At 72.9% G+C, this 21,471-nt stretch carries 18 protein-coding genes and 1 pseudogene; 10 read left to right on the top strand and 9 right to left on the bottom strand.

Annotation, left to right across the window (positions count from 1 at the left end; all coding sequences use genetic code 11):
• Window positions 1–82: 82 nt before the first annotated feature.
• A complete protein-coding gene (locus tag AB0950_RS01655; protein ID WP_366777565.1) occupies window positions 83–607 on the bottom strand; it encodes a MarR family transcriptional regulator in 525 nt (174 codons plus the stop codon).
• Between the two features lie 144 nt (window positions 608–751).
• Here AB0950_RS01655 and ilvA point away from each other — a divergent pair, with 144 nt between their 5' ends.
• The gene (gene ilvA / locus AB0950_RS01650) at window positions 752–1,981 is read left to right on the top strand and encodes a threonine ammonia-lyase (RefSeq protein ID WP_360148979.1); all 1,230 of its coding nucleotides are present in this window, start codon (window positions 752–754) and stop codon (window positions 1,979–1,981) included.
• Window positions 1,982–2,106: 125 nt separating this feature from the next.
• Here the strand turns inward: ilvA and greA are convergent, their stop codons facing one another.
• Window positions 2,107–2,607: a transcription elongation factor GreA gene (gene greA / locus AB0950_RS01645; RefSeq protein WP_360148976.1), complete on the bottom strand. Its 501-nt coding sequence runs from the start codon at window positions 2,605–2,607 to the stop codon at window positions 2,107–2,109.
• Between the two features lie 191 nt (window positions 2,608–2,798).
• Window positions 2,799–3,197 (bottom strand): DUF4307 domain-containing protein, encoded by a 399-nt coding sequence (locus AB0950_RS01640; protein ID WP_360148972.1) that lies wholly within the window; start codon window positions 3,195–3,197, stop codon window positions 2,799–2,801.
• 136 nt (window positions 3,198–3,333) lie between these two features.
• Between AB0950_RS01640 and mca the strand changes: the two genes are divergently transcribed.
• A complete protein-coding gene (mca, locus tag AB0950_RS01635) occupies window positions 3,334–4,194 on the top strand; it encodes a mycothiol conjugate amidase Mca (protein ID WP_360575565.1) in 861 nt (286 codons plus the stop codon).
• Window positions 4,187–4,438: a hypothetical protein gene (locus tag AB0950_RS01630; protein ID WP_360148969.1), complete on the top strand. Its 252-nt coding sequence runs from the start codon at window positions 4,187–4,189 to the stop codon at window positions 4,436–4,438. The genes mca and AB0950_RS01630 overlap by 8 nt, the downstream gene beginning before the upstream one ends.
• A gap of 7 nt (window positions 4,439–4,445) precedes the next feature.
• Here AB0950_RS01630 and AB0950_RS01625 read toward each other — a convergent pair whose 3' ends face one another.
• Both AB0950_RS01625 and AB0950_RS01620 read right to left on the bottom strand, forming a co-directional pair.
• On the bottom strand, window positions 4,446–7,649 hold the full coding sequence (locus AB0950_RS01625; RefSeq protein WP_366777564.1) for a tetratricopeptide repeat protein: 3,204 nt from the start codon (window positions 7,647–7,649) through the stop codon (window positions 4,446–4,448).
• Window positions 7,650–7,890: 241 nt separating this feature from the next.
• Entirely contained in the window at window positions 7,891–8,298 is a 408-nt protein-coding gene (locus AB0950_RS01620) for a hypothetical protein (RefSeq protein ID WP_360148963.1), read from the bottom strand.
• 119 nt (window positions 8,299–8,417) lie between these two features.
• On the opposite strand from AB0950_RS01620, the gene AB0950_RS01615 reads away from it, so the two are divergent.
• The 5 genes from AB0950_RS01615 (at window position 8,418) to AB0950_RS01595 (ending at window position 13,821) form a co-directional block, all read left to right on the top strand.
• Window positions 8,418–9,041: a helix-turn-helix domain-containing protein gene (locus AB0950_RS01615; protein ID WP_366777563.1), complete on the top strand. Its 624-nt coding sequence runs from the start codon at window positions 8,418–8,420 to the stop codon at window positions 9,039–9,041.
• A gap of 452 nt (window positions 9,042–9,493) precedes the next feature.
• Window positions 9,494–10,375, top strand: a complete 882-nt coding sequence (locus AB0950_RS01610; RefSeq protein ID WP_360148957.1) for an FAD binding domain-containing protein — start codon at window positions 9,494–9,496, stop codon at window positions 10,373–10,375.
• On the top strand, window positions 10,366–10,854 hold the full coding sequence (locus AB0950_RS01605) for a (2Fe-2S)-binding protein (RefSeq protein WP_360148954.1): 489 nt from the start codon (window positions 10,366–10,368) through the stop codon (window positions 10,852–10,854). The genes AB0950_RS01610 and AB0950_RS01605 overlap by 10 nt, the downstream gene beginning before the upstream one ends.
• Window positions 10,851–13,184, top strand: coding sequence for a xanthine dehydrogenase subunit D (gene pucD / locus AB0950_RS01600; protein WP_360575549.1), 2,334 nt, complete (start codon window positions 10,851–10,853; stop codon window positions 13,182–13,184). Before AB0950_RS01605 ends, pucD begins: the two co-directional genes overlap by 4 nt.
• Window positions 13,185–13,368: 184 nt before the next feature.
• Complete coding sequence (locus AB0950_RS01595; RefSeq protein WP_360149786.1) at window positions 13,369–13,821, top strand: nucleoside deaminase; 453 nt, start codon at window positions 13,369–13,371, stop codon at window positions 13,819–13,821.
• Between the two features lie 97 nt (window positions 13,822–13,918).
• Here AB0950_RS01595 and AB0950_RS01590 read toward each other — a convergent pair.
• The 4 genes and pseudogenes from AB0950_RS01590 to AB0950_RS01575 form a co-directional block, all read right to left on the bottom strand.
• A pseudogene (locus tag AB0950_RS01590) lies at window positions 13,919–14,539 on the bottom strand (histidine phosphatase family protein); the annotation flags it as partial.
• Window positions 14,540–14,655: 116 nt separating this feature from the next.
• On the bottom strand, window positions 14,656–16,446 hold the full coding sequence (locus AB0950_RS01585; RefSeq protein WP_366777562.1) for a carbamoyltransferase C-terminal domain-containing protein: 1,791 nt from the start codon (window positions 16,444–16,446) through the stop codon (window positions 14,656–14,658).
• On the bottom strand, window positions 16,443–17,573 hold the full coding sequence (locus AB0950_RS01580; protein WP_366777561.1) for an FAD-binding oxidoreductase: 1,131 nt from the start codon (window positions 17,571–17,573) through the stop codon (window positions 16,443–16,445). Before AB0950_RS01580 ends, AB0950_RS01585 begins: the two co-directional genes overlap by 4 nt.
• Window positions 17,570–18,538, bottom strand: coding sequence for a hypothetical protein (locus tag AB0950_RS01575; RefSeq protein ID WP_366777560.1), 969 nt, complete (start codon window positions 18,536–18,538; stop codon window positions 17,570–17,572). The genes AB0950_RS01580 and AB0950_RS01575 overlap by 4 nt, the downstream gene beginning before the upstream one ends.
• Window positions 18,539–18,847: 309 nt before the next feature.
• Here AB0950_RS01575 and AB0950_RS01570 point away from each other — a divergent pair, with 309 nt between their 5' ends.
• Together AB0950_RS01570 and AB0950_RS01565 are read left to right on the top strand one after the other, a co-directional pair.
• Window positions 18,848–19,318: an SRPBCC family protein gene (locus AB0950_RS01570; protein WP_366777559.1), complete on the top strand. Its 471-nt coding sequence runs from the start codon at window positions 18,848–18,850 to the stop codon at window positions 19,316–19,318.
• A 104-nt stretch (window positions 19,319–19,422) separates the two neighbouring features.
• A complete protein-coding gene (locus AB0950_RS01565; protein WP_366777558.1) occupies window positions 19,423–21,459 on the top strand; it encodes a thioredoxin domain-containing protein in 2,037 nt (678 codons plus the stop codon).
• Window positions 21,460–21,471: the final 12 nt, after the last annotated feature.

Below are 21,471 nucleotides of genomic sequence, written 5' to 3'. Positions count from 1 at the left end.
CCAGCGGCGGCCCCGGGTCAAGACTTGGGACCCGTACTGTCCCGACGAGCGGCGTCCCGGCCCCCTGGGCGGCCGCGGGGGCTCAGGACGCCGGGGGCTGGTCCGCCGGCGCGGTGCCCTGCACCGACATCCGCGCGGACAGCGCGCGGTTGAAGCGGGTCAGGAGCACGCAGAAGTGCTCGCGCTCCTCCGGCGTCCAGTCCTGCGTCAGCTCGGCCATCAGCTGGCGCCGCGAGGAGCGCACCTCCTCCAGGCGGGCCGCGCCGCGCGGGGAGAGCTGAAGGACCACCGCGCGCCCGTCCTCGGGGTGCGAGGTCCGCTTGACGAGCCCGGTGTCGACCAGCGGCGCCACCTGCCGGGTGACCGTGGAGGAGTCGATGCCCATGCTCGCCGCCAGCGCCTTGACGCCCATCGGGCCTTCCCGGTCGAGGCGGTTGAGCAGCAGATACGCCGCGCGGTCCATGGAGTTGCGCACCTGCCCGACCCCGCCGAGCCGCGTCTGTTCGGCACGGCGGGCGAACACCGCCACCTCGTGCTGGAGGGTGTCGAGGAGACCGGGGTCACCGACGGTCGTCATGTCCATCGACATTTCAGGTGTTGTGGGCATGGCCGGAGGCTCGCTTCATGGAGGGCTGCTGGTTGGGGGACAGGGTACGCGGCTCGGCGGCGGGCCGTACCGGCGCTGCACAAAGCCGGTCTCGGAGCTTGGTCACACCAGCCGTCCGGGACCGTGGACTGCGATGCTGGAGTCATGAGCTACCGCACGGCTGACTCCTTGCGTTCCGTCACCCTCGACGACGTGCGCGGCGCGCAGAAAATGCTCTCGGGCGTGGCCCGCACCACCGCCATGGAGGGCAGCCGGCACCTGTCCCAGCTGGTCGGCGCGCCGGTGCAGCTCAAGTGCGAGAACCTCCAGCGGACCGGCTCGTTCAAGCTGCGCGGCGCCTATGTGCGCATCGCCGGGCTGCTGCCGGAGCAGCGGGCGGCCGGAGTGGTGGCGGCGAGCGCCGGGAACCACGCGCAGGGCGTGGCGCTGGCCTCCTCGCTGCTCGGCGTGCACTCCACGGTGTTCATGCCGAAGGGCGCCCCGCTGCCCAAGATCAGCGCCACGCGCGACTACGGCGCCGAGGTGCGCCTGCACGGTCAGGTGGTCGACGAGACGCTGGCCGCCGCTGAGGAGTACGCGGCCGAGACCGGCGCGGTGTTCATCCACCCCTTCGACCACCCGGACATCATCGCCGGTCAGGGCACGGTCGGCCTGGAGATCCTGGAGCAGTGCCCGGAGGTGCGCACGATCGTCGTCGGGATCGGCGGCGGCGGGCTCGCGGCCGGGATCGCGGTGGCGGTGAAGGCGATCCGGCCGGACGTGACCATCGTGGGCGTCCAGGCGGAGGGCGCTGCGGCCTATCCGCCCTCGCTGGCCGCCGGGCACCCGGTGTCGGTGCGGAACCCGGCGACGATGGCCGACGGCATCAAGGTGGGGCGGCCCGGCGTGGTGCCGTTCGGGCTCGTCCGGGACCTGGTCGACGAGGTGCGCACGGTCAGCGAGGACCAGCTGTCGGCGGCGCTGCTGCTGTGCCTGGAGCGGGCCAAGCTGGTCGTGGAGCCGGCCGGGGCGAGCCCGGTCGCGGCACTGCTGGCCGCGCCGGGCGCCTTCGAGGGCCCGGTCGTCGCGGTGCTCTCCGGCGGGAACGTCGACCCGGTGCTGATGCAGCGGGTGCTGCGGCACGGCATGGCCGCGCAGGGCCGCTACCTGGCCGTCCGGCTGCGGCTGACGGACCGCCCGGGCGCGCTCGCCACGCTCCTCGGGGTGCTGTCGGCGGTGGACGCCAACGTCCTCGACGTGAGCCACGTACGAACCGATCCGCGGCTCGGGCTCACGGAGGCGGAGGTGGAGCTGCACCTGGAGACGAAGGGCCCGGTGCACTGCGCCGAGGTCGGCCAGGCCCTGCGGGACGCCGGTTACACGGTCATGGCCTGAAGGTCATGGACTGAAAGCCCCCGGCCCGGTGGAACGGCCCTGACGGCCCCGGACACGGCGAAGCCCCCGGTGTCCGGAACAAGCCGGCGGACACCGGGGGCCCGAGGTCACAACGGGGTAGGGGGTCAGCCCGAGTACGGCTCGGCCTTCAGGATCTTCACCGAGGCCTTCTTGCCGTTCGGCAGCTCGTACTCCGCGTCCTCGCCGACCTTGTGGCCGATGACGCCGGCGCCCAGCGGGGACTGCGGCGAGTACGTCTCGATGTCGGCGCTCGCGTACTCGCGGGAGGCGAGCAGGAACGTCAGCGTGTCGTCCTCGTCACCGTCGAAGGCGATCGTGACGACCATGCCCGGCGCGACGGCGCCGTCGGCGGAGGCCGGAGCCTCGCCCACCTTGGCGTTCTCGAGAAGCTGGGTCAGCTGGCGCACGCGCAGCTCCTGCTTGCCCTGCTCCTCCTTGGCCGCGTGGTACCCGCCGTTCTCGCGCAGGTCGCCCTCCTCGCGCGCGGCGGCGATCTTGGCGGCGATCTCCGTGCGCGCAGGACCAGTAAGGTACTCAAGCTCGTCCTTGAGCTTGTTGTACGCCTCCTGGGTCAGCCAGGTGACGTTCTCGCTGGTCTGGGTCACAGGGTGCTCCTCGTCGGTACTGGGAATACAAAGCATCGCCCTACCCAGAAGAATGTTCCCTCTCGGGTGGGCGAAACCACGAGCCTAACAATTCAAGGCCGGAAGGGGGAGGACATAAGCCATCAGAATCACATCAACGCAGGTCAGCGTCTACGTATTCCGGGTAAAGCCGGGGAGTGTCCGGTCCCGGGTCAGCCGGTGTGGCAGCCGAGCAGCTCGGCCGTGGTGCCCTTCGCCGTCGTACGCAGCGTGACGACCTTGTCGATCCGCGTGGCGGACCCGGTGAAGCGGAAGTCGGCCCGGCCCACCTCGGAACCGTCCGCCGCCTGGGAGCGCAGGGTGCAGTAGCCCGAGGTGCCGGAATCCTTGCGGACCTCCAGATGCACCTCGACCGCGTCGTTCGTGGCGTCGAAGGCGATCACCTGGGCGCTGATCCGGCTCTCCACGACGTAGTGGTAGGCGAAGTAGGCGACCAGTGCGAGCAGGGCGGCGGCGAACACCGCACCGGCGATCTTGAGCTTGTGGTCGGCACGCTCGTCCGAGGAACGGCCGTAGCGGCCCTCGGGCAGCCGCGTGCTCGCCGTACTCATGATCGTCCTCTCCGCAGGGACCGGTCCAGGAATTATTCGCCCCCCGATTCCGTCACTATAGAAGCCGCCGATCGCGCCGGGACCACGGGGCGCCGACATGACCGAGGATTGAGTCTTGACTGACCAGCTGCGACTGATGGCCGTTCACGCGCACCCCGACGACGAGTCGAGCAAGGGCGCGGCCACCATGGCGAAGTACGTGTCCGAGGGGGTGGACGTGCTGGTGGTGACGTGCACCGGCGGAGAGCGCGGGTCCATCCTCAACCCCAAGCTGCAGGGCGACGCGTACATCGAGGAGCACATCCACGAGGTGCGCAAGAAGGAGATGGACGAGGCCCGCGAGATCCTCGGGGTCAAGCAGGAGTGGCTGGGCTTCGTCGACTCCGGCCTGCCCGAGGGCGACCCGCTGCCGCCGCTGCCCGAGGGCTGCTTCGCCCTGGAGGACGTCGACAAGGCGGCCGGCGAGCTGGTGCGCAAGATCCGCGCCTTCCGCCCGCAGGTGATCACCACCTATGACGAGAACGGCGGCTACCCGCACCCCGACCACATCATGACCCACAAGATCTCCATGGTGGCGTTCGAGGGCGCGGCGGACACCGAGAAGTACCCGGAGGCCGAGTACGGCCGCGCGTACCAGCCGCTGAAGCTGTACTACAACCAGGGCTTCAACCGCCCCCGCACCGAGGCCCTGCACAACGCGATGCTGGAGCGCGGCCTGGAGTCGCCGTACGGGGAGTGGCTCAAGCGCTGGAGCGAGTTCGAGCGCACCGAGCGCACGCTGACCACGCACATTCCGTGTGCGGACTTCTTCGAGATCCGCGACAAGGCGCTGATCGCGCACGCCACGCAGATCGACCCCGACGGCGGCTGGTTCCGGGTCCCGATGGAGCTGCAGAAGGAGGTCTGGCCGACGGAGGAGTACGAGCTGGCGAAGTCGCTCGTCGACACTTCCCTCCCCGAGGACGACCTCTTCGCGGGCATCCGGGACAATGCCTGACATGAGCGCAAGCGTGAGCCTGGCAGTGACGCACCTCGTCCCCCTCGCCGACCTCGACCAGAACAAGGTCACCCCCGGTGTCCTCGGCTTCATCGTCTTCGCGGTGATGGCCCTGGCGGTGTGGGGCCTGATGAAGTCGATGAGCAAGCACATGAACAGGGTCGACTTCAAGGAGCCCCCGGAGCCCGGGGCCGAGGAGGACGAGAAGTCCGGCACGGCCGACTCCGCGGCCCGGCGCGGCTGACCGGAACTCAGCGCGCCGCCGGTACCGCCACTCCCATCACCTCCCGGCCGTGGCGGTCCGGCGTCATGCCGAGGCGCCAGGCCTGCCAGCCGTCCTCCAGGCTGACCCCGCGCTCCAGCAGCAGGGCGTACGCCGGGACGTACTCGGCCAGCTTCTCGTCCCGCAGGGGATGGCCGGCGCGGGCCAGCCGCGCCAGCTCCTCCTGGGCGACCGCCGTGCCCACCTCCGCTCCGCCGGGCGCCGCGTACGGCAGCAGGGTGCAGCGCAGGAAGCGGGCCCAGTCCTCGCCGCGCCGGTCGCCGTAGGAGGCGAACAGCTCCAGTGCCTCGTCGGCGAGGGCAAGCGCCGCCTGCGTACGGGCGTTGCCGGCGTCGACCACCGCCAGCTCCAGGCAGGTCCAGGCCTCGCCGTGGGCGACGCCGATGCGCTGGAAGTCGGCGCGGGCGTCCATCAGAAGCTGCCGGGCGAAGCCGGAGTTGCGCAGGCCGCCGGTCTGCGCGGCCCGCTGGTCGCGGGTGACCCGGGCCGAGTGGTGCCGGGCGCAGGCCAGGCCGTAGCCGTCCCGCATCCGGGAGAACATCGTGCGGGACCGCTCCAGGTCGCGCACCGCCAGATCCAGATCGCCGGCCTCCTCCAGCGCCTGGCCCAGGTAGTACAGCGTCCAGGCCTCGCCGCGCGCGTCCTCGTTCTCCCGGTGCCGGGCGGCGGCCTGCCGCAGGCTCTCCACGGCCGGTGAGGCGTCGCCGGCCACCAGGCGGGCGCGGGCCAGCTGGGTCAGCGCCCAGGCCTCGCCGCGCGCGTCGTGCGTCCTGCCGTACCGGTCCAGCGCGGCGCGCAGCTCGGTCTCCGCGCGCGGTACGTCGCCCAGCCGCAGCGCCAGCTGGCCGAGCTGGAAGTGCGCCCAGGCCTCGCCGTGCACCGAGCCGCCCTCGCGGTGCAGCACCAGGGAGCGGGTGAGCAGGTCCAGTGCCTCCGCCAGCCGGGCCCGGTCGCGCTGGACGGCGGCCAGGGCGTGCATCGTCCAGGCCCGGTCCGTGGCCAGCTCCGGCGCCGCCTGCAGATCGAGGGCTTCCTGAAGCCTGGCGGCGGCCTCGGTGAGGTTGCCCTGGTGGTGCAGGGTGATGCCGAGGGAGCACAGGGCGCGGGCGGCCCCCGCCTCGTGGTGGGCCTCCCGGTACAGGTCGACCACCGAGGCCAGCGTGGTGCGCGCCTTGTCCAGCTCGCCCAGCTGCCGGGCCGCGATACCGGTGCGCCACTGCACCGAGCGCACCAGCAGCCCCTGGTCCACGGCCTCGGCCAGCTCGCTGATCTCGCCGAGCCGGTACAGGTCGCCGCGCAGCAGGCAGTAGTCGCACAGCGCGCCCAGCAGGTTCTGCACCGCTCGCTGGTTCACGCCCTCCGCGTGGCGCAGGGTCGCGGTGATGAAGCTGGACTCGTCGTCCAGCCAGCGCAGCGCCTCGTCCAGCGAGGTGAAGCCGTGCGGGCCGAACTGGTGCGACCGCGTCGACATGTTCCCGTCGACCAGGCGCAGCACCGAGTCGGCCAGTTCCGCGTAGTTCACGATCAGCCGTTCCTGCGCCGCCGTGCGCTCGGCCGGGTCCTCCTCGTCCAGCAGCCGGGCCTGGGCGAAGGAGCGCACCAGGTCGTGCAGCCGGTAGCGGCTGCCGCGGACGTGGTCGAGGAGGCCGGCCCGGGCGAGGGCGAGGAGGTGCCGGGTGGCCTCGGCCTCGTCGGTGGCGAGCAGGGCGGCGGCCGCGGCGGCGCCCAGCGAGGCCCGGCCCGCGAGCGCGAGCCGGCGCAGCAGCCGCCGCGAGGCCTCCGGCTGGTCGGTGTAGCGCAGCCACAGGGCGCGCTCCACCGGCTCCACCGGGCCGTACGCGCCCAGGTCCGCGGCCAGCTGCCGGGGCGAGCGCGGGCCCAGCGCGGAGCCCGCGATCCTGAGCGCCAGCGGCAGCCCGCCGGTCAGCTCCCGGATCCGGTCGGCGGACTCGGCGTCGTACGGCCCCGACGCGTCCTCGGCGACGGCGCCGAGCAGTTCCTCGGCGCCCGCCGCGTCCAGTGCCTCGACCGGCAGATGGTGCACCCAGGCCGGCAGGTCGGCGGGCAGCTCCAGGGCAGTGCGCGCGGTGACCAGGACCAGGCTGTCGGAGCGCTCCGGCACCAGCGCCCGCACCTGCTCCGGGTCGAAGGCGTCGTCCAGCACGATCGTCACCGGCAGCCCGGCCAGATGCCGGTGGTACAGCTCGCCGAGCCGCTTGACCTGCTGGTCGGGGGAGGAGCGCTCCCGGAACAGCAGCTGTTCGCGCGGCGCGCCGAGCCGGTTGAGCAGATGCAGCAGGGCGTCCCGGGTGGCGAGCGGCGCCTCCTCCCGGCTGCCGCCGCGCAGGTCCACGACCACCGCGCCGCGGAAGTGGTCGCGCAGTTCGTGCGCCGCGCGCACCGCGAGCGTGGTCCGGCCGGAGCCGGGCTCGCCGTGCAGCACCACCACCGTGGGCCGGGTCTCCGTGGCCGCCCGGGCGGCCTGCGCCCACTGCCGGATCCGCGCCAGCTCCGCCCGCCGCCCCGCGAACGGGTCGTCCGCGTCCGGGAGATGACCGAACGACTGCTCCAGCACGGAGCGCCGGCGGGCCGCCGCGCTCTTGTCCGTGCCGCGCAGGGCCGGGCCGCCCTTCTTCTTGGGGCCCGTGGAGGCGGTGAGCACCCGCTGCTGGTCGAGGAACGGGCGGATGCCGCGCACCTCCAGCGCGGTCAGCCACTGCAGCCGCAGCTGCTCGGTTCCGCCGGGCTGGCCGGCCGCGCCCGCGCGGTGATGCGCGGCGGGCAGATGGGCGCCGGCCACCTTCACCACGGAGGCGGCGGCACCGGCCACGCCCGCGACGACGCCGGTGCCGACGGCCGTGCCGGTGCCGGTGCCGAGGGAGAGGTCGGCCACGGTGGCGGCGACCGCCGCGGCGACCGCCGCCCACAACGCCGTTGCGGCGCCCTCGCGGGCGTAGCGCTGCGCGAACGTCAGCCGGCCCGCCTCGGTCTCGTCCAGTGCGCGGATGTAGGCCGCGTACTCCTCGCCGGCCGCCCCGGCCATCGCGTCCAGTGCGGCGCGCGCCCGCGCCAGCAGCAGCCCGCCGTCGATCCGTCCGCCCGAGCGCCGTACCTCCTCCTCGACGGCGCGCGCCAGCAGCCGCTCGGCCTCCGTCCGATGGCCGTCCCGCATGTCCCGTCCCCCTCCCGCGACAACTCCCTTGCCCACGAGTGTCCTTCGGGGGAGGCCGGAGTGGGAGGGGTTGCGGCCGGTGAGGAGTTGGGGAGGTGCGGCGACGTCCTTGTGAGCGGGGCCGGGATTGAGGGCGGGGGCGTGATTGTGGGCGGGGCCGTGGGGGGTGAGCCAGCGCGTGTCCGGGCGTCAACAGGTGTCCGAGGTCCAGCGGTTGTCCCGGTCCAGCGGTTGTCCGGGGTCAGCGGTTGTCCGAGCGGCCGCGTCTGTCGCCCAGCGCCAGTCGCCCCGCCCACCGGCCCCCCGCCAGCCACACGCACGCCCCCGCCAGCGTGCCCTCCGCCACCGCGCACAGCAGTGCCTCGGCCAGCGGGGCGCCCGTGCCGGCCGTCGTTATGTCGAACCAGGCGTCCAGCACCGCCACCGACGCCGTCGCCGAGGCCGTCAGGCGGGCTCTCACGTCACCGCGCAGGCCGAGCAGGGCCGTGGCCGCGCAGCCCGCCGCCATGAGGACGTCGAGGCCGACCCAGGCAAGCTGCCAGTGGTCCACCTCGGTGCTGCCCGGCAAGGTCACGGCCAGGACCACCGTCCACGGCACCAGCAGAACCGCCGCCGCGCCCAGCAGGACCAGCGGCCACCTCTTCCGCATGGCCTCCCCCTCTCGCATCTCGCCGACTGCCCCCACCCTAGGACCGCAGAGGAATCTCTGCAAAGAAAATTCGGCAGACATCGGGGGCTTCTCAGGGTTCTCAGGGTTACCGTGGCGGCATGACCGACGGCCTGACCGAGATGACCAGCCTGGAGCGCACCGCCCTCTACAAATCCCTCGGCAACCCCCTGCGCCGCCGGATCCTCGACTACCTCGGCCGGCACGGCCAGGCGAACTCCACCGTGCTCGCCCGCGAACTCGGCGAGAGTTCGGGCACCACCAGCTACCACCTGCGCAAACTCGCCGAGCAGCGGCTCATCGAGGAGATCCCGGAGAAGTCCGGCGGGCGCGAGCGCTGGTGGCGGGCGCTGCCCTTCCGGCACACCACGCCCGACCCGGCCACGAACCAGGCGGCGGCCCGACTCGCCCGGCTGAAGATCGAGTTCGACACCGCCCTGTACCGCCGCGCGCACGAGGAGTACCGCGGCCCCGGGGGCTGGGCCCAGGTCCAGCGCCACGGCACTTGGCTGACCAGGGCTGAACTCCTCGACTTCATGCGCGAGTACCAAGCGCTGCTGGAGCGCTACGGCCACCCGCGCGAGGAGGCCCCCGAAGGCGCGCGCCCCGTCCTGATGCGCTTCTACGCCGTCCCGGAACCGGACGGCTCCGCCGACTCCGAGCCGGACGGCTCCGCCGTCACCGAGCCCGTGGGCGAGCAGATGGGCGAACCCGCGGGAGGCTGAGGTGTCCGTGGGCCGTCTCCCGAACGGCCCCCGCGCCCCCTGAACGCACTCCGGCCCTCGAAGGAACTCCGAACGCGGTCAGGCCGGCAGGAGGCCGGTCGGGCCGCCCTAGGCCATTCGGGTGACAGGTGGTGGTGGCCGCGGAGGCCCGGGTTCGTCCAGAGGCCGGCGTTCGCCCCCCCGCACGTCCGGGCCCTCACCACCAACCACGGACGCCCTCAGCCCCGGGCTGGTCACTCCCGGCCCGTCACCCCCACCCCCGTTGACCTCACAAGATCCCGCACCCACCCCCCATCCCGCCGCGCTGACACCCCCCGCAGCCCCCTCTTGTAGAGACCTACAAACCCCCGCTCCCCGCCCGGCCGATGTCTCATGTCTTCCACCCCTGGCTGACTCCGCTCCGGTGGCGGTGTACTCGTCACACGGGCTGAATGAAGCAAGGGATGAGTGCCGTGGACTTCCTCCGACCCGCCACCTGGGCGGACGCGCTGGACGCTAAGGCTCGGCGTCCGGACGCGACGCCGGTCGCGGGCGGAACCGACGTGATGACCGAGATCAACATGGATCTCCGTCGTCCCACCGCGCTGCTCGACCTGACCCGGATCGACGAGCTGGCCGAGTGGTCCGAGGCCGGCGGGCGGCTGCGGATCGGCGCGGGTGTGCCGTACTCCCGGATCATCCGGGAACTCGGCACCCGCCTCCCCGGCCTGGCCATGGCGTCCAGGACCGTGGGGTCGCCGCAGATCCGCAACCGGGGCACCCTGGGCGGCAACCTCGGCACCGCGTCACCCGCCGGCGACGCGCTCCCGCCGCTGGTCGCCTCCGGCGCCGACGTCGAGGTCGCCTCGGTCCGCGGCAGCCGCATGATCCCGGCCGGCGCGTTCTTCACCGGCGTCAAGCGCAACGCGCTCGCCGAGGACGAGCTGATCGCCGCCGTGCACGTGCCGCCCGCGGCGGGGCCGCAGCAGTTCGCCAAGGTCGGCAGCCGTAACGCGATGGTCATCGCGGTGTGCTCCTTCGCGCTTTCACTGGACCTCGGACACCGCACGGTGGGCGCCTGCGTCGGATCGGCCGCCCCCACCCCGCGCAGAGCCGCCGAGGCGGAACGGTTCCTGGCCGCCGAGCTCGCGGACTCCGGCCGGTGGGAGGACCCCGCCCCGCTGCCCGAACCGGTGCTGAGGACCTTCGGCGACCTGGTCGCCTCGGCGGCCGCGCCGATCGACGACGTACGGAGCACGGCCGCGTACCGGCGGCACGCGCTGGCCGTGCTGGCCCGCCGGACCCTCGGCTGGGCCTGGAACGAGCACTGCGGTGGGAGGCGGACATGCGCCTGAACGTCACCGTCAACGGCAGGAAGCTGCACGCCGACGACGTCTGGGAGGGCGAGAGCCTCCTGTACGTCCTGCGCGAGCGGCTCGGCCTGCCGGGTTCGAAGAACGCCTGCGAGCAGGGCGAGTGCGGCTCCTGCACGGTCTACCTGGACGGCGTCTCCGTCTGCGCGTGCCTGGTCGCGGCCGGACAGGCCGAGGGCCGCGAGGTACGCACCGTCGAGGGCCTCGCCGACGGCGAGAAGCTCGACGAGGTGCAGCAGGCCTTCGTCGAGGCCGGCGCGGTGCAGTGCGGTTTCTGCACCCCGGGCCTGCTGGTCGCCGCGCACGACCTGATCGAGTGCACCGCGCGGCCCTCGGACGCCGAGATCCGCGAGGCGCTCGCCGGCAACCTCTGCCGCTGCACCGGCTACGAGAAGATCATGGACGCGGTGCGGCTCGCCGCCTCCCGCAAGGCCGAGGCCCGCGCGGAGGTCCCCCGATGACCCGGCAGACCTCCCGGACCTCCCCCGCGCGCGCCCCGCAGGACCTCGGCGAGCTGGTCACCGGCGGCATCGGCACCAGCCCGGCCCGGCCGGACGGAACGCTCAAGGTGCTCGGCGAGTACGCCTACTCCTCGGACCTGTGGGCGCAGGACATGCTCTGGGGCGCGACCCTGCGCAGCCCCCACCCCCACGCCCGGATCCGCGCGGTCGACATCGGCCCCGCGCTCGCGCACCCCGGCGTGTACGCGGTGCTCACCCACGAGGACGTGCCCGGCGAGAACGTCTACGGCCTGAAGATCGCCGACACACCGGTGCTCGCCGAGGACGTCGTGCGCTACGAGGGCGAGCCGGTCGCCCTCGTCGCCGCCGACCACCCGGAGACGGCCCGGCGCGCGCTGGACGAGATCGTGGTCGACTACGAGGTGCTCGAACCGGTCACCGACCCGGAGCGGGCCGCACACGACGACACCCTGCCCAGGCTGCACCCCGGCGGCAACGTGGTGCGCCACCAGCCGGTCGTCAAGGGCGACCCGGACACCGAGGCCGATGTCGTGGTGTCCGGCGTGTACACCGTGGGGATGCAGGACCAGGCGTTCCTCGGCCCCGAGTCCGGTCTGGCCGTCCCGGCCGAGGACGGCGGGGTGGACCTGTTCCTCGCCACCCAGTGGCTGCACGGCGACCGGGCGCAGATGGCGCGGGCGCTCGGGCTTCCGCCGGAGAAGGTGCGCCTGACCATGTCCGGCGTCGGCGGCGCCTTCGGCGGCCGCGAGGACCTGTCCATGCAGATCCACTCCTGCATGCTGGCGCTGCGCACCGGCAGACCGGTGAAGATGGTCTACGGCCGCCAGGAGTCCTTCCACGGCCATGTGCACCGGCACCCGGCCAGGATGTACTACGAGCACGGCGCGACCAAGGACGGCAGGCTCGTCTTCGTCAGGGCGAGGATGTACTTCGACGGCGGTGCGTACGCCTCCAAGACCCCGGTCGTGGTCGGCAACGCCACGTCGCTGGGCACCGGGCCGTACGAGGTGCCGCACGTCCGGATCGAGGCGTGGGGCGTGTACACCAACAACCCGCCGTGCGGCGCGATGCGCGGCCTCGGCGCCGTACAGCCCGCGTTCGCCTACGAGTCCCAGATGGACAAGCTGGCCCGGGCGCTGGACATGGACCCGGTACGGCTGCGCCGGCTCAACGCCGTCGCGCAGGGCTCGGTCCTGCACACCGGGCAGGTCCTCGACTCCCCGGCGCCGGTCGCCGAACTGCTGGAACGGCTCGAGAAGCTTCCGCTGCCCCCGCGCGAGCGGACCGGCCCGGTGGACATCCGGGAGATGCCGGGCGGGGTGTCCAACACCACGCACGGCGAGGGCGTGGTCCGGGGCGTCGGCTACAGCGTCGTCATGAAGAACGTCTCCTACGCTGAGGGCGTCGACGACTACTCCACGGCGCGGGTGCGGCTGCAGGTGATCGGCGGCGAACCGGCCGCGCTGGTGCACACCGCGGCGGCCGAGGTCGGTCAGGGCCTGGTCACCGTGCACCAGCAGATCGCCCGCACCGAACTCGGCGTGGAGCGGGTGACCCTCCACGCGACCGACACCGACGTCGGCGACGCGGGCTCGAGTTCGGCCTCCCGGCAGACGTACGTCACCGGCGGCGCCGTCAAGAACGCGTGCGAGGCCGTCCGCGCGGTGGTCCTCGGCCGGGCCGCCGGGCGCTTCGGCGAGGACCCCGCGGGCCTGTCGCTCGCCGGCGGCAAGGTCGTCTCCCGGACCACCGGCGTCGTGGCCGGCCTCGTCGACGTGCTCGGCGACGACGTGATCGAGGAGACCAGGGAGTACCACCACCTGCCGACCCACCCGATGGACCCGGAGACCGGGCACAGCCCGCGGGTGCACGTCCAGCACGCCTACTCCGCGCACCGGGCGGTGGTGGACGTGGACACCGAACTGGGCCTGGTCAAGGTCGTGCGCCTGGACTGCGCGCAGGACGTCGGCAGGGCGATCAACCCGGACGCCGTCGCCGGGCAGATCCACGGCGGTTCCGCACAGGGGCTCGGCCTTGCCCTCATGGAGGAGATCAAGGTCGAGGACGGCCGCATCCGCAACCCGTCGTTCACCGACTATCTGATCCCGACCATTCTCGACATGCCGCCGATGGCGGTGGACGTGATCGAGAGAGCCGACCCGAACGCGCCGTACGGCGTGCGCGGTGCCGGCGAACCGCCCACCATCTCCGCCACTCCGGCGATCGTGAACGCCATCCGCGACGCGACGGGGCTGGAGCTGACCCACGTTCCGGTCGCACCGGAGCACATCTGCGGCCTCGAGCCGTGAACACCCCCCGCGGACGCCGCCGGCCGGGCCGGTCTCGAGGCGGCATCCGCGGGATGACCCAGTCACCCCGGGCGCGAGGCCCCCTACGGGAAGAGCCTCCGGGACATCCCCACCCTCTCCGAAAGAAGTGATCGTGACAGCGCAGACCCAAGAAGAGAGCATCCAGGACCTCGAGCGTGTCTGGATGGACGAGGCGATCCGGCTGGCCACGACCAGCGTGGCGAACGGCGGCGGTCCGTTCGGCGCCCTGGTCGTCAAGGACGGCGAGATCGTCGCCCTCGGGAACAACCAGGTCACCGCGACCCTGGACCCGACGGCGCACGCCGAGGTGAGCGCCATGCGCGCCGCCTGCAGGAAGCTGGACGCCTTCTCGCTGGAGGGCTGCGTCCTGATCACCTCGTGCGAGCCGTGTCCGATGTGTCTCTCCTCCGCGCTGTGGGCGCGGGTCGACCGGATCGTCTACTGCGCCGACCGGCACGACGCCGCGGTCGCCGGCTTCGACGACCGCAAGTTCTACGACCTGTTCGAGAAGAAGCCCCAGTCGATGTGGCCGACCCGGGTCGAGCAGCTCGACCTGCCGCACCGGACGGCGCCGTTCGACGCGTGGCTGGCCAAGGCCGACCGCATCGACTACTGAGTCCGGCCCACCCGCGTGCCGTCATTCGGCCCGGGTACCGCAGGCCTCCCCGAGCGGGTGGCCGGCGGTACCCGGGCCGGATGCGCGCCGGGCGGGCTCAGCGCAGGTGCGCGGTGCCGTTCAGCGAGCGCACGGACGCGTTCCCGGCGCCGTCGTACGCCACCTCGGACAGCGACGCCGCCGCCAGCTCCATCCGGAACAGCGACGCGTGCGGCGCGCCCAGCGCCAGCCGGACCAGCGTCCGCAGCGGGACGACGTGCGACACGACCACGACGGTCCGCCCGGCGTACCGGGCCAGCAGCTCGTCCCGGACCCGTACGACCCGGCGCGTCACCGACGCGAACGTCTCGCCCGTGCCGCCCGGCACCGCCGCAGGCGACGTGAGCCACGCGGCGAACCCGGCCGGGTGGCGCTCGCGCACCTCGGCGAACGTCCGCCCCTCCCAGGCGCCGAAGTCCGCCTCCCGCAGCCCCTCGTCGACCCGGACCTCCAGACCGAGCCTGCCCGCCGCCGCCTCGGCCGTCTGCCGGCACCGGCGCAGCGGCGAGGACACCACCGCCCCCACCGTGCCGCGCGCCGCGAGCGTCCCCGCGACGGCCTCGGCCTGCCGCCGCCCGGCAGCCGACAGGGCCGGGTCGTCGCCGCCGCTGCCCGAGAGCCGTTTCTGCGGTGTCAGCGCGGTCTCGCCGTGCCGCACCAGCAGCAGCGTCGTGGGCGCTTTTGGGCGGAGGTACGGCGCCGTGGTGCTCTCCTCGCGCATGTCGCTCACCTCTTTCGGACATGACCGTCGCCGGGGACGTCGTGGCGTGACGTCCCCGGCGACGAGTGCGGCGGTCAGGCGGTCTTGGTGACGAGGTGGTTGCCGAGCACGAGGTGGTCGATCTCCGTGCCGAGGAAGCAGTTCAGCGCGTCGGACGGGCTGCACACGATCGGCTCGCCCGCCACGTTGAACGAGGTGTTGATCAGGCACGGAACATCGGTCAGCGCGGTGAACCGGCGCAGCAGCGCCGCCAGTCGCGGGGTGTCCTCGGCCGTGATCGTCTGCACCCTGGACGTGCCGTCCACATGGGCCGCGCCCGGGATCACGTCCCGGAACTCCGGCCGTACCGGGAACACGAACGTCATGTACGGCGACCGGGACTTGCGGCCCATGTCGAAGACCCTCGGCGCGTCGGACTCGAGCACCAGCGGGGCGAACGGGCGGAAGGGCTCCCGGTGTTTGACCTTGGTGTTGATGATGTCCTTGATGTCGGGGAAGCTGGGGTTCGCGAGGATGCTGCGGTGCCCCAGGGCCCGGGGGCCGTGCTCCAGCCGGCCCTCGTACCAGCCGACGACGACCTTCTCGGTGAGCAGTTTCGCCACCTGGTCCACGATCTCGTCGTCGCTCAGCCTGCGCCACCGCACCCGGCCCTCGACCTCCCGCAGGGCCCGCTCGATCGCCGTGTCGTCGTACTCCGGCCCGAGATACGGCGTCACCCGCGGTGCGGGCCTCTCCTCGCGGGCGGTGTCCGGGTGGTGGAGCCAGGCGTGGACCGCGGCGCCGATGGTGATGCCCGTGTCGCCGGCGCCGAAGCTCACGTCCATGTCCTCGAACCGGGACCCCTCGAACAGCGGCGTGTTGTTGAGGCAGTTCAGCGCCACGCCGCCCTCGAACAGCAGATGGTTCAGCTCTGTCCTGGCCTCCAGTGCGCGGACCTGGTGGCGGGTGACGGCGTTCAGCGTCTCCTGGGCCGCGGCGGCCACCCGGGCCTGGTAGGCGAGGGTGTCCTGCCGGGGACCGAAGTACTCCTCGAACAGCGGCTCCAGGCCGCGCGGATCGTCGGTCGCGAGGGGCCGGCGGAAGGCGTACCGCCCGTCCTCGCGCAGCTCCACGAGATGCTCCAGGAACGGGTTCGGCACCGGGGGCTCGGCGTATCCGGCCAGGCCCATCACCTTGTACTCGTCGTTGTTGGGCACGAAGCCCAGGAACCGTGTGATCGCGGCGAACAGCAGCCCGATCGAGTACTCGGCGCCGACCGTCGACTCGTCGAAGACGCGGATCCGGCCGTCGCGGATCTCGCCCGTCAGCGCCGAGGCCAGTTCGGCGCGGCCGTCGCTGACGAGGAACGCGCTGTCCTTCATGCCCGCCAGGTAGTACCCGGTCATGGCGTGGGCGAGGTGGTGCGGCACGAACACCACCTTGTCCGGATCGGGGGTGAAGCCGGTGCGCGCGGCGAAGTCGGCGAGGATCGCCTCCGGGCTGACGACCTCGGAGAACAGCCTGCGCATGCCGGTCACGAGATGCTGCCGCGCCGAGGGCTCCATCGGCGCGGCCATGATGGCGGCCAGCGTCCGGTCCATGACCTCGGGGGACCAGTTCCAGGGGACGGCCACGAGGCCGACGTCCGAGAACCGCAGTCCGGCCTGTTCGAGGCACCACGTCACCGAGCGGAGGGGGAAGTCGGTGGTCTTCTTCTCCCGGTTGAGCCGCTCCTCCTCCACGGCGGCGACCAGTTCGCCGTCCACCAGCAGTGCGGCGCCCGCGTCGTGGCCGAGCAGATAGTGCTTCTCCGGGCCGACCGCGCCGAAATGTTCGGCGAAGAACTCCGAGACACGGGTGAAGCCGTTGCACCCGAGGACAATCATGGCAGTTTCCTTACCGCAGGCGTCGGTGGCCGGGCGTCCGCCCGGAAGCGGTCGGCGGCGAGAGAGGCCGGGTCGGTCCAGGGCTGCTTGCCGAGGAAGAGGTCGCGGACGATCTCTCCGGCCGCGGGCGCCTGGCACAGTCCCTGGCCGGAGAATCCCGCCGCGTACAGGAAGGGCCGGGAGGGATCCCGGCCGATGAGGGCGGCCCCGCCCGGGGTGGCGTCCAGGAAGCCGCCCCAGCCGCGGTGCAGCCGGGTGCCGGCGAGCGCCGGGTAGGTGGTGCCGAGCTGCCGCGCGAGGCGGTGCAGCCAGGCCTCCCGGGACTCGTGCGGCCCGGGCCGGCCCATCCCGACGAGGACGCGGTCCTTCCAGGCACGGATCCGCAGGCTGGAGGGGTGCAGGGTCATGGGCAGGGTGGTGAGGGGCTCGGCCGGCGGGTCCGTGAGCAGCAGCTCGATGGGCTCCGGGGCCACCGGGAGGTGGACCCCGGCCATCGCGGCCACCGTCCCCGACCAGGGGCCGGCCGCGCAGACGACGGTGTCGGCGAGGATGCTGCCCGCGGGGGTGTGGACCCGGCCGTCGGGGTCGATACCGGTGACGGGGGTGTCCGTGCACAGCACGGCGCCGGCCTCCTCGGCGGCCGCGGCGTAACCGCGCACGATCGCGACCGGGTCGCAGGAGTAGGCCTCCGGCGACCACGCGGCCGCCACGATGCCGCGCTCGTCGAGCAGCGGGTTGAGCCGCGCCGCCTCGGCCGCGCTCACCAGCTCGACGTCCACCCCCGCGGCCCGCTGCGCGGCGTGGTCCCGCCGGAACTCCGCCACCTGCCGCTCCTCGGTGAACAGCACCATGAAGCCGACCCGGCGCAGTCCGAGGGGGGTCCCGGTCCGCTCGGCGAAGCCGTGGTAGGCCGCCAGGCTGCGCACGGCGAGGCGTCCGGTGCGGGCGTCACCGGGGAAGTAGGTGCGCACCACGTGCGCGGTGGCCCCGGACGACCCCGAGCCGAGCGTGCCGCGTTCCAGCAGGACGGTGCCGACACCCGCCTCGGCGAGATGGCACGCCACCGAGGCGCCGACGACCCCTCCGCCGATGACCAGGGCGTCGGTGCGCCCGGGCAGGGCGCTCATGACCGGCGGCCCGCTGCGGCGGCACCCTGCCGGCGCAGGTGGTCTCCGGTGTCCCACGGGTACAGCTGCAGGTTCCAGCCGCCCAGGCAGTTGATGTAGAGGGCCATCTGGCCGGCCACGGCGAGGAAGCCGTCACGGTCGAGGCGGTCCAGGCAGTCCAGGAAGCGCCGGGTGAACTCCCACAGCTTCTCCAGACCGCAGTAGCCCAGGAACTCGGCCGGGACACCGACCAGCAGGCGTGCCATCTGGCGCAGGGACTCCAGGGGCATGCCTCCTGCGGCCGCCCGGACCAGGCCGCCGTAGGAGGCGTAGCCGAGCGGGCGGGTCTCGCCGTTGACGAACAGCAGCGTGGGCAGCACCGTCCCGAAGCTCCCGGCGCCCGACGGGATCCAGCCCCGGTGCAGCTCGTCCAGCTCGGGCGGCGCGGACAGCCAGATCCGCTCGGTCTCGGCGTGCACGTTCCGGACCAGGGCGTCCGCGTCGGGATCGGCGGCGGCCAGCCGGGGGATGCGGTGCCCGCCCGCCGTACCCGCCCTGCGCACCTCCACCAGGATCTGCTTCTTCGTCGAGTAGACCGCGTCCCAGACCGCCTTCCCCGCCTCGGCCAGCGCCGGCAGGTCCTCCACCCGGATCCGGCCCACCGGGGACGCCGGCATCGGCTCGGTCAACGTGCCGTACTTGATGCCCAGATGCTGCAGCGCGGAGCAGAACACCGTCCCGTCGGGCGCCTCGCGCCGGTCGGCGATGCGGTCGGACCCGTGCAGGTGCAGCAGCGCGGGGATCGGCGCGTGGTGGTACAGGTGCTCACCCGCGACCAGCGCGTGCCCTTGCAGACTCCGGTACGGCAGGGATTCCCACAGCGCGTCCGCCAACGCGGGATTACGGCCGTCGAGTTCCGCGGTGACGGTGATTCCGGGATCGGGCCAGGAAATCTCGATGCGCCGACCGGAGGACGAGGCGGTCAAGGATTTCTCCTTCGTTCGATGGCATGCCGGGAAAGGAGTACACAGGCAAGCGAGTTGAACCGGCCAGGGATGAAAGACATGAAGAGATACGCAGGCCGGCACCGGTAATTTGGAGACTCCTCCAAGACAACTCCGCCCGCCTGTCCGGAGGTTCATGGAGGAGTCCACGAAATACGACCGCCGGGCCGCCGTCGTTTTCATATCTTCCACCCCTGGCCCGTTTCGCCCGGCCGGCGGTGTACTCCTCGGGCAAGTCACAAGAAGAACAAGGAATTTCAACGAATTTCCCCGCCTGACAAGGAGTCTTTCGTGGCGATCCAGCGGAAGCACACGATGTTCCACTCGACGATCCTCGACGCCGGTCCGGACACCGTCTGGTCCGTGGTCCGCGACGCCATGCAGGTGGTGCGGATCGTGTCCGGGGACGCGGTGAAGGACGTGGGCTGGGCCGAGGGCGGCGCGCTCGAACGGGTGCCGTCGCGCTACGACTTCACCCTGGTGTTCTGCGACGGCCTCGTCCAGCAGGAGGTCGCCGGACGCAACGAGGTGGAGCGCTGCTCCACGTACCGGGCCGTGGCACCGACGACGGGTGTCGACGGCTATGTCGCCACCATGCGGGTCCGGCCGATCACCGACGACCCCGGGCGCAGCTACTTCGAGTGGTCGCGCGAACTGACGATCGCCTACGACGCCGACCCCGCGATCGTCGAGGGGATCATCGCGATGATGGAGAAGCAGACCGACTCGATGCGGGACCATTTCGCCGCGTCGAAGGGGTAGCCGACAGGGCGGGGATGGCGGGGGGTGAGCGCCCCCACGGACCCGGCCCGGCGCCGAGCCGGTCGGAGCACGCGGTGGGGGCCGGCATGCGCGAGGATGGAGGCATGCCGAATCGACTGGCCCGTGAGACGTCCCCCTATCTCCTCCAGCACGCGGACAACCCGGTGGACTGGTGGCCCTGGTCGGCCGGGGCCTTCGAGGAGGCGCGCAGGACGGACCGGCCCGTCCTGCTGAGCGTCGGCTACTCGAGCTGTCACTGGTGCCACGTCATGGCCCACGAGTCCTTCGAGGACCGGGCCACCGCCGACTACCTCAACGAGCACTTCGTCAGCGTCAAGGTCGACCGCGAGGAACGCCCCGATGTGGACGCCGTCTACATGGAGGCCGTACAGGCCGCCACCGGGCACGGCGGCTGGCCCATGACCGTCTTCCTCACCCCGGACGCCGAGCCCTTCTACTTCGGCACCTACTTCCCGCCCTCGCCCCGCCACGGCATGCCCTCCTTCCGGCAGGTCCTGGAGGGCGTCCGGCAGGCCTGGAGCACCCGTCGCGACGAGGTCGCCGAGGTCGCCGGGAAGATCGTGCGCGACCTCGCCCAGCGGGAGATCGTCCGGCACGGCGACCGCGCGCCCGGCGAGCAGGACCTCGCCCAGGCGCTCCTCGGCCTGACCCGCGAGTACGACCCGCAGCGCGGCGGCTTCGGCGGTGCGCCCAAGTTCCCGCCCTCCATGGTGCTGGAGTTCCTGCTGCGGCACCACGCCCGCACCGGCTCCGAGGGCGCGCTGCAGATGGCCCAGGACACCTGCGAGCGCATGGCCCGCGGCGGCATCTACGACCAGCTCGGCGGCGGCTTCGCCCGCTACTCCGTGGACCGGGACTGGGTCGTGCCGCACTTCGAGAAGATGCTGTACGACAACGCCCTGCTCTGCCGCGTGTACGCCCACCTGTGGCGGGCCACCGGCTCCGGCCTCGCCCGGCGCGTCGCCCTGGAGACCGCCGACTTCCTCGTACGCGAACTGCGCACCCCCGAGGGCGGGTTCGCCTCCGCGCTCGACGCCGACAGCGACGACGGCACGGGCCGGCACGTCGAGGGCGCCTACTACGTGTGGACGCCGGAGCGGCTGCGCGCCGTCCTCGGCGAGGCGGACGGCGACCTCGCCGCCCAGTACTTCGGCGTGACCGACGAGGGCACCTTCGAACACGGCCAGTCCGTCCTCCAACTCCCGCAGACCGAGGGCGTGTTCGACGCCGGGAGAATCGACTCCATTCGCGACCGGCTGCTCGCCGAGCGCGCCCGCCGTCCCGCGCCCCACCGGGACGACAAGGTCGTCGCCGCCTGGAACGGCCTCGCCGTGGCCGCGCTCGCCGAGACCGGCGCCTACTTCGACCGGCCCGACCTCGTCGAGGCCGCCGTCGCCGCCGCCGACCTGCTCGTGCGCGTGCACCTGGACGAGCACGGCAGGCTGGCCCGCACCAGCAAGGACGGCCGGGTCGGCCCCAACGCCGGGGTGCTGGAGGACTACGCGGACGTCGCTGAGGGCTTCCTCGCCCTCGCCTCCGTGACCGGGGAGGGCGTCTGGCTGGACTTCGCCGGGCTGCTCCTCGGCCACGTCCTCGCCCGCTTCGCCGACCCCGCGACCGGCGCCCTCTACGACACGGCCGCCGACGCCGAGCGGCTCATCCGCCGCCCGCAGGACCCCACCGACAATGCCACCCCGTCCGGCTGGACGGCGGCGGCCGGCGCCCTGCTGGGCTATGCCGCGCACACCGGTTCCGAGGCGCACCGGACCGCCGCCGAGCGGGCGCTGGGCGTGGTGAAGACGCTCGGGCCGCGCGTGCCCCGGTTCATCGGCTGGGGCCTCGCCGTCGCCGAGGCCCTCCTGGACGGGCCCAGGGAGGTCGCCGTCGTCGGCCCCGGCCTCGCCGACGAGCGGACGGCGGCCCTGCACCGTACGGCACTGCTCGGCACCGCCCCCGGCGCCGTCGTCGCCGCCGGCACCGCGGAGAGTGACGAGTTCCCACTGCTCGCCGGCCGTCCGCTCGTGTCCGGTGAACCGGCGGCGTACGTCTGCCGCAACTTCACCTGCGACGCGCCGACCACCGACCCGGAGCGGCTGCGCGCGGCGCTGAACGCGCACTGAGCAGCGCGGAGA

The organism is Streptomyces sp. NPDC007189 (assembly GCF_040703635.1).
In the GTDB taxonomy this organism is placed as follows: Bacteria; Actinomycetota; Actinomycetes; order Streptomycetales; family Streptomycetaceae; genus Streptomyces.
This window is presented reverse-complemented; position numbering and strand designations above follow the sequence as displayed.